6 protein-coding genes are annotated in these 7096 nt (G+C 45.5%); 3 read left to right on the top strand and 3 right to left on the bottom strand.

The genetic code is table 11. From position 1 onward, the window contains the following. The 3 genes from H6F52_RS16845 to H6F52_RS16835 form a co-directional block, all read left to right on the top strand. Window positions 1-170: transposase (locus H6F52_RS16845; RefSeq protein ID WP_190531097.1), on the top strand; the 170-nt coding region annotated here is incomplete at its 5' end. Window positions 171-516: 346 nt separating this feature from the next. Continuing rightward, window positions 517-1896 carry a VWA domain-containing protein gene (locus tag H6F52_RS16840; RefSeq protein ID WP_190536170.1) on the top strand — a complete coding sequence of 460 codons (1380 nt, stop codon included), beginning with the start codon at window positions 517-519 and terminating at the stop codon, window positions 1894-1896. Continuing rightward, window positions 1878-2852 (top strand): DUF6569 family protein, encoded by a 975-nt coding sequence (locus H6F52_RS16835; RefSeq protein ID WP_190536169.1) that lies wholly within the window; start codon window positions 1878-1880, stop codon window positions 2850-2852. Before H6F52_RS16840 ends, H6F52_RS16835 begins: the two co-directional genes overlap by 19 nt. A gap of 248 nt (window positions 2853-3100) precedes the next feature. Here the strand turns inward: H6F52_RS16835 and H6F52_RS16830 are convergent, their stop codons facing one another. The 3 genes from H6F52_RS16830 to H6F52_RS16820 all read right to left on the bottom strand — a co-directional run bounded on the left by H6F52_RS16830 (window position 3101) and on the right by H6F52_RS16820 (window position 7015). Then, window positions 3101-3667 (bottom strand): DUF4126 domain-containing protein, encoded by a 567-nt coding sequence (locus H6F52_RS16830; RefSeq protein ID WP_190437222.1) that lies wholly within the window; start codon window positions 3665-3667, stop codon window positions 3101-3103. Between the two features lie 5 nt (window positions 3668-3672). After that, window positions 3673-4404, bottom strand: coding sequence for a pentapeptide repeat-containing protein (locus H6F52_RS16825; protein WP_190536168.1), 732 nt, complete (start codon window positions 4402-4404; stop codon window positions 3673-3675). Window positions 4405-4522: 118 nt separating this feature from the next. Continuing rightward, window positions 4523-7015 carry a glycoside hydrolase family 15 protein gene (locus H6F52_RS16820; RefSeq protein WP_190536167.1) on the bottom strand — a complete coding sequence of 831 codons (2493 nt, stop codon included), beginning with the start codon at window positions 7013-7015 and terminating at the stop codon, window positions 4523-4525. Window positions 7016-7096 lie beyond the last annotated feature (81 nt).

Below are 7096 nucleotides of genomic sequence, written 5' to 3'. Positions count from 1 at the left end.
TTTGGCTCCCCCCTTATTCACCCGAACTCAACTTAATTGAAATCTTATGGAAGTTTATGAAATATGAATGGATAGAGATAGAGGCTTATCGGGACTGGAAAAGTTTAGTAAAGTATGTCAAAAATGTGCTAAAAAAAGTCGGAACCGAATATGTAATTAATTTTGCTTAAGCACTTAAATAAAATTTATTTCTTGTCTTCCTCCACTTGCGAGGGAATAGAGGGGTACGGGGAAGCCAAAATCTTGAAATTCTACTTCCCCATGAAAAAAAGTTTTTCTTTACCTTTCCCCTGCCTGCGGGGGGATAGTTGTAGGTCTTTGCAAATTTTCACAAGTGAGATGCTTGCGATCGCTAGTTGCCCTCTTGTGGCAACTCAATTTGTTGTAGTATACTTGTAGTACGTTTAAACAAGTGGTCGAGTTCTTGAAGCCACTGGGGAATTCATCAAAGTAATCAGAGCGTTCCTAAACATCTGCGGGGATACGCTCCAGCTTTGTAATGCAAGGAGTCAAATTATGGATGCAACTCAACCAGCCATTTTGAATATTATTGTGCATCTGCGCTCTTGTAATGAGCCATTTCTCCTACGTTATAACGGGCAACCCCCACGCTGGAGCGATGAATCTCTGCATCGGGAAGCTTACGAACAAAATCCAGAATTGTATGCGCTTTTAGCTCTCATCACTCATGTTACAACGGGGCAGCGCCTGCGGATTTTGTTTCAGTTGCTGCAACGCTCTCGTGTGGGGATGTCGAAAGAAGCACGTCAAACAAGCGATCGCGTCATTAATTTCTTGTTGGCAATTTTGCACCCCGACCAAGTTTTGACCGTCTTTTTAGCACTGCGACGGGTACGAGCTAATCACAAACATACCGCGAGGGCGATTCTCCAGTACATCCTCAATCATCCCCAATTTGAGGATATGGCTTTGCGCCGCCGTCCTGCGGTTGTGGATGCGATTGAACACGCGCTGGGGAAGAATGTGGCGAGGGGTTCTGTGAAAAAGCTGTCGGATGCAACGGTTGATAAAAGCGATTTGCGCCGCTATCTGTTGCGTTATGCCCATAATCCAGAATCGGTGAAAGCCATTCTACCTTTTCTGTATCATTCTCCTCTGGGAACAGGTTTAATGCCTGCGGCAGGCGAAGTTAAATATACTCTCGTTCATCAACAATATCGTCACTTTGAAGTACAAACAGAGCGTCCCAAGACAGTAACGGCAACCAATCGCGGTGATATTTCCGCAACCTTGGTGCATTTGTATCGGGGTGGAAAATCGCCAGAATTAATGTCAGCTTTGCAGCATTATGTCGAACAAGCTGCGGTAAACCTGCCGAAATTTTCAGGTCAAGTGGCTTTAGTGTTGGATGCGTCTGCTTCGACAAGAAGTTATGGCGATCGCGAATACTGTTCTCTAGCGCAGTCAGTCGCCCTGAAATTGGTACTCGAAAAATGCTGCGCGAACCTCAAAGTCCATACCCTTGGGGGCGTTGGCGAATTACCCATGCCAGAAGGTTACACCGACTTGGCGGGTGCTTTACTGGATGCTTTAGAAGACTCACCCGATTTAGTGGCCATTGTCTCTGATGGTTATGAAAATATGTATCCGGGAGACTTGGAAAGAGTGGTCGCCACCTTGCCGCAATTGGGTATTCATACCCCAATTGTCTTCTGCCATAGCAAGTTTACGGCGCTGGATGACTTGGAATTGAGACGACCTGCGGCTAATCTCCTCCAAAGAGAATTCTGGCATCAAGACGATTTTGAAGACTTACTAAATTCGCTATTTGCGATTGCGGGTGCCAAGCAAACCGAAGTTTCCTTGCAGGAATTCCTACGCCAAAAACTCACATCCCAAGAAAAGGAGTTAGCCACATGGACTACCAGCAATTAGAGTTATTTATTCCCAACAAAGTCGATCTCTCTCCTTATCATTTTGGAATTCCTCAACAGTCTGGAGCCATGACTGTAGTCCCTATCTTCAGCCCAGATTGCCCAGGTCAATTTACCAGTCCCCTGTCTGGGTTGAAACTCAGTCGAGTTCACGGCTATGGAAATGTAGAACTCCATAACCCTTCAACGGGCGTGGCAATCGTTCCCTTGCACATGGGTTATATCCAAGACCAAGCCCAAAATCATGCTTTGTGTCGGTCAGCATTTATTGCTGCGGGACAGAAACTCATGTTTAAAGATGCCTGCTGCGTGCAATCCGGTCAAGGCGGTTATTTGGAAGGTCGAGAACAATGGTTCTTCATTCTCCCCCTGCAACTGCGCTTTCAAGCATTGAAACTCCGGGGTCAGGAAGACTACAGCAAACTCTGGAAAGAAATTGAGCGTCTAAATCAGCGATTTGATTTACCTCAACGCGGTCACTTAGAGCAAATTCTCAGTAAAAAACGCACCTTTCTGACGCAATATCAAAGCCGATTTGAATTGCTTCCCCAGCAAACCGGGGCGTTGTTCTTGATTCGGAATCAGTTAGTTGGCGTGGAAATTGCTCCCACGGCGGCTTACTTCCGGGAAGTGTGGATGCCTCTGGTTTGCTTCTGCTATGGTGTGGCAGCAATGTATGCCCAAAAGCACGCAAAAGCAAGCGACAAACCCGTGCTTCCTTTTGCCGCCAGCAATCTGCAAGAACTGCGCCAGCAGTTGCACAAAAGCCGTCAGGAAAAACAGTTACAAGTCAGCAATTGGCTAAGTCAAACGCCCGCAGAAAGATTTCAGCTCAAAGAAGAAGAACGCTTCTTGAGTCTGCGGCTGCATACCTGTAAAGGGAAAAACTTTGCGGGTCAGTTGGTCGAAGAGTCTGGACAACTCGTGTATGCTTCGTTGTTTGCTTTAGCAATTTAATCAAGTTAACGCTTGACAGGATAGGGAAGCACTGAGTTGTCAATTCGCTCAATTTGTACTACAATACATTACAGTTGGAACTGAGTTAGGCATTGGCGTTTACTTGATGATTCCAAGTCATGGTTAAGAAACGCTACCGCGCTAACCGCTTGTCCAACTGTTATTTTCCGCCCTATCTAAACTTTATACAGAAAATTTAACCCCCTTCCCTGACAGGGAAGGGGGTATTATTATGTCCTTTGCACCGCTCAAGACTCTCTGGGATTGGGTAGCCTGAGATATCCTTTCCGCCAAAGCAAGATCCCACAACTGATTACCAAGGCGACAGTCACGACAGGCAACCAAATCGCCAGGATTGATAAAATAATCGCACTACCTGCTTCCAAGGTAGAAACCACCCCATTACCGAATCCTCCGGTGAGTGCGGTTGAAGAAAAGCGAACCATACCCGTTAAGGCTTGCACGATACCCGCCGAACCTCCACCCGCAATCACTGCGATTGTCCACTGAACTAAAGGATCGTCGTGGGGAATGATGGCAGCGGTTAAGAAAGTGCCGACAGCGATCGCAGTTGGTGTAGAAACGATATCCAGCAAATTATCTATCCACGGAATGTAATAAGCGGCAATTTCAACACAAGTCGCTATAGCAAATGTCAGCAACGCTGGATAAGTTCCCATCCACTCAAAATTCGGTGCCAGTGGCAGATGTCCAAACAGTGCTGCCATGCTCATCACTAGCGGCGGGACAAAGATCCGAAAACCACAAGCCGCACTCAAACCAATGCCAATTGCAATACTTAATAAGGTATCCATACGACTCAAATTGAATCATTCGCTAGGGTTGCTCTTGCCAAATCTGCTTCAATCACCTTGGCCTCTTTCAAGTTGACCCCACTCAGGTTCGTTCCACTCAAATCTGCGCCTCTTAAGTCGGCAAGTTCTAAATTTGCTCCCCTTAAATCGGCTTCACTGAGGTTCGCTTCACTCAAGAAAGCTTTACTCAAATTTACCCCTCGTAAATCTGCCAGCCGCAAGTTAGCCTTCGCTAGATTGGTTCTCGTTAGGTTAGCTGTACTCAGATTTGCTTCGCTCAAATTCGCTTCACTCAAATCTGCCTTACTTAACTCCGCTTTACTTAGGTTTGCTCTGCTTAAGTTCGCCAAATTCAGTTTTGCCCAACTCAGGTTAGCTTCGCTCAATAAGCACTCACAAAGCCAAGCACCTCTCAAGTTAGCATTGATAAAATACCTTTCTCCGCCTGCGTAACGCCGCTTCAGCTCATCAGCAGCCAATCTGATTAAAAGGGCACTTTTGTCTTCACAATAGCACCATTGCGCTCCGACTAATTTAGCCGCCGTGTTAACAGCTAATTCGTCATTTTTCGGTAATACCACCCCATTACAACCATCCCATTCACCGCCGAGAATAAAAGCAATCTCTTGGGCTGCATATAAGGAGTCGAATAAGAGCATATCTTGCGTTACCCGGCCTCCAGAACTACTAATCCGGTTGCTGGGAAATGATAATAGGTTTCGGATTAAGTCTTTCATCCGGTGTTTTAAGCAATTTTATTCAAGGGGCATTTAAATCGATAAAACTTTTGTATATCCTTTAAACACCCTAGCTAACACACCCGGAGTGGACATCAATCAATAGACATATTCAGATTTAAGAATTTGAGATAGTTTCATTCCAGTTGTTCCCCCCGTTGTTATCCCAATTATTTCCATCGGTGAAAGCAAAATTTAAAGTAGTTCCTACCGGAGGAACAGAGAGTGTTGTCTCCCAGAATCCATCCTCTCGCTGGATCATCAAGTTGTCAGTAACTTGCTGCCAATTATCGTATCCCCAGTGCAGTTTGACTTGTTCGGAATTTGTCAACAATCCTTTGTAATAAATCGTTAAAGCTAGCCCTTGTTTCGAGTCAGCTTCCTGATAATCTACCGTTTTGCCTTGATGCGGTTTGGATGAATTGACGACATAGCGTTGATAGACAACCTCCGGCATATCCATTACTTTATGAGTATAATTTGATGCCACCAACGTGATGTATTCTCCCATCGACCAGGAAAGGGGAGTCATTGATTTAGTGGGAGTTCCGGGAGTATAACCAGAGGGTGCATTGAGATCCCAAACTTGCTCGGAAATCATGTAAGAACGATTGGCAAAGGCACGCATTGTTGCCAGGTAAGAGTCTGCTTTTTGACCATGCGCGATCGCAAAGTGACCGCGTTCTCCGGTGAAAATAGGCCACAAACGCCCGATTCCCGCACCTGTATAATCTGCACCCGTTGATGTTTCTCCATAACCGTCGTGATTGTAGCGAAACCAACCCTCTCCTTTGCCAGGAATTGTTTGTTTAATGGTGGAATCAATCGCCGGAAGGGAGGCGAGAATATAGGGATTATTTGCAGCTTTTACTCCATGACGCACTAATTCTAAAAAGCTACTGTCAACGATAGAACGTTCATCCCGATCGCCGCCACCGTTGCCAATGTGTAAAATGTGTCCGTCATTAGGATTTCCATTATCATCAATGCGTTCAAAATATTTGCCATTGCCAATCGAACCGCTAGTCGTAAACGTCCAGTTTTCTACCATGCCTTGCCAGTAGTCTGCTGTTGCCAAATAGCGTTTCTCGCTGGTTGTGTCACCGTTAACTTTGGCAATATCTGCGGCACAAACTAAACCCGCAATTTCCGCAGCAATGGTGCCGGGAGAATAGCCTGCGTTTTCTTCCCAACGTTCTTGCCCCGTAACTGGGCCATTTTTCACAATATAATCAGCAGCTGGCTTGATGTGTTTGATATAGGTGTCTGCATCGGTACGACCGAGTTTCCACGTCAAGATAATTGGGAAGGCAGTCTCGTCCATTTGAATGCCATTCCAGTAAGGCGTACCGTCTGTCAGGGCATTCTGGAGAAAATGTCCATCTGGTTGTTGCAAAGTAGTTAGCAACCAATCCAGGGCTTTTTTGGGGGTAGCTGTGTCGCCTGCAACAAGTAAGGCGCTGGCAAATTTATACAAGTCACGAGGCCAAATGAGGTGGTAGCCGCCTGACATTTCGATGACAGACGGAGTGCAAATTGAGTAGTTAGAGTTCCCCCACGGATTCCCCAAACCTGCAACCATCGCACCCGATGCTTTGTCAGTCGCTGCCTTCAGTACCATTGCCGCAACATAATACTGAGTATCTGCGGTGCCGCCAAAGGTATTTAAATGATTGGTGTAGCTGTTCCATTGCGCGTTGTAACCGGACAGCATCGTAGAGAAATTATCTTTTAGGGTTCCTGCGGCTTCCGATTCAGCGTTTTTGTCACTATTGCCAAAGCTAAGTACCAGGTTAAAAGTGACCGATTTCTGGTTGGCATAAGGACTGAGATCGAACATTACCATCTGTGCAATGTTGCCATTGGTTGCCTTCTGATAAGTCCAGTTCATCGTATTATCAACTTCGCCGCCTTTGAGGTCTTGCCAGCCGTCGCTGCGTCCGACGAATCCAGAAGACATCATGCCTTTTTTAAAACCTAGAGAACTCGCCAATGCCGATGCTTGATTGCTGGTGGGATTTTTAGCAATCAGCATTTGAATATTCTTGTAAGTAGTGCTGTAACCTGTAGTGGCTTTTCCGTTATTGTCAATAGCTGGATGATACAAAGTATAAAGATTAAAATTATCCAGCGTTCCGCTGAGTGCGGTGAATGTTACCTGCTGAATTAAAGTATTGCGATTGGGGTCGGTGAAAATTGTCTTATCGATTTGATACTTGCCGTTTTTCGCCGTATTGGTAATCTTCCAAGAAAGCGATCGCGTATTATTCAAACTAACCTGGCTGAGAGTATCCTGCTTCTCTTCTTCAACCCAAGTTTTTGCCGCATCGCCTACTAAAAACTGCCAATCTACCGTCGCTGCTTTGTCAGTCGAAGGATAAAATACCTGACTAATGATGCCATCGAAACCCGTGAACCACACTTTTGAAGTTGGGTTTTGGGCAGTACCGAGAAAGGTGAGGGTTGAAGGCGACCAAGTTGGACAAGTGCCGGGATGACCAAAGGCTTCATCTTGGGTCATGGCAACAGGAAACAAAATTTTACTTCCTCCGATAAAAGCTATCAACAAAATGACAATAATGGCACTTGCAAACCAATAAATTCTTTTCAATTAATTCGCCTTGAGAACTGGGTGAAGTTGACTTGATTAGTCGAATATAGCAATCTTATTTGATTGTTTGGCGAACCGCCT

This window comes from Coleofasciculus sp. FACHB-542 (assembly GCF_014695825.1).
In the GTDB taxonomy this organism is placed as follows: Bacteria; Cyanobacteriota; Cyanobacteriia; order Cyanobacteriales; family FACHB-T130; genus FACHB-T130.
This window is presented reverse-complemented; position numbering and strand designations above follow the sequence as displayed.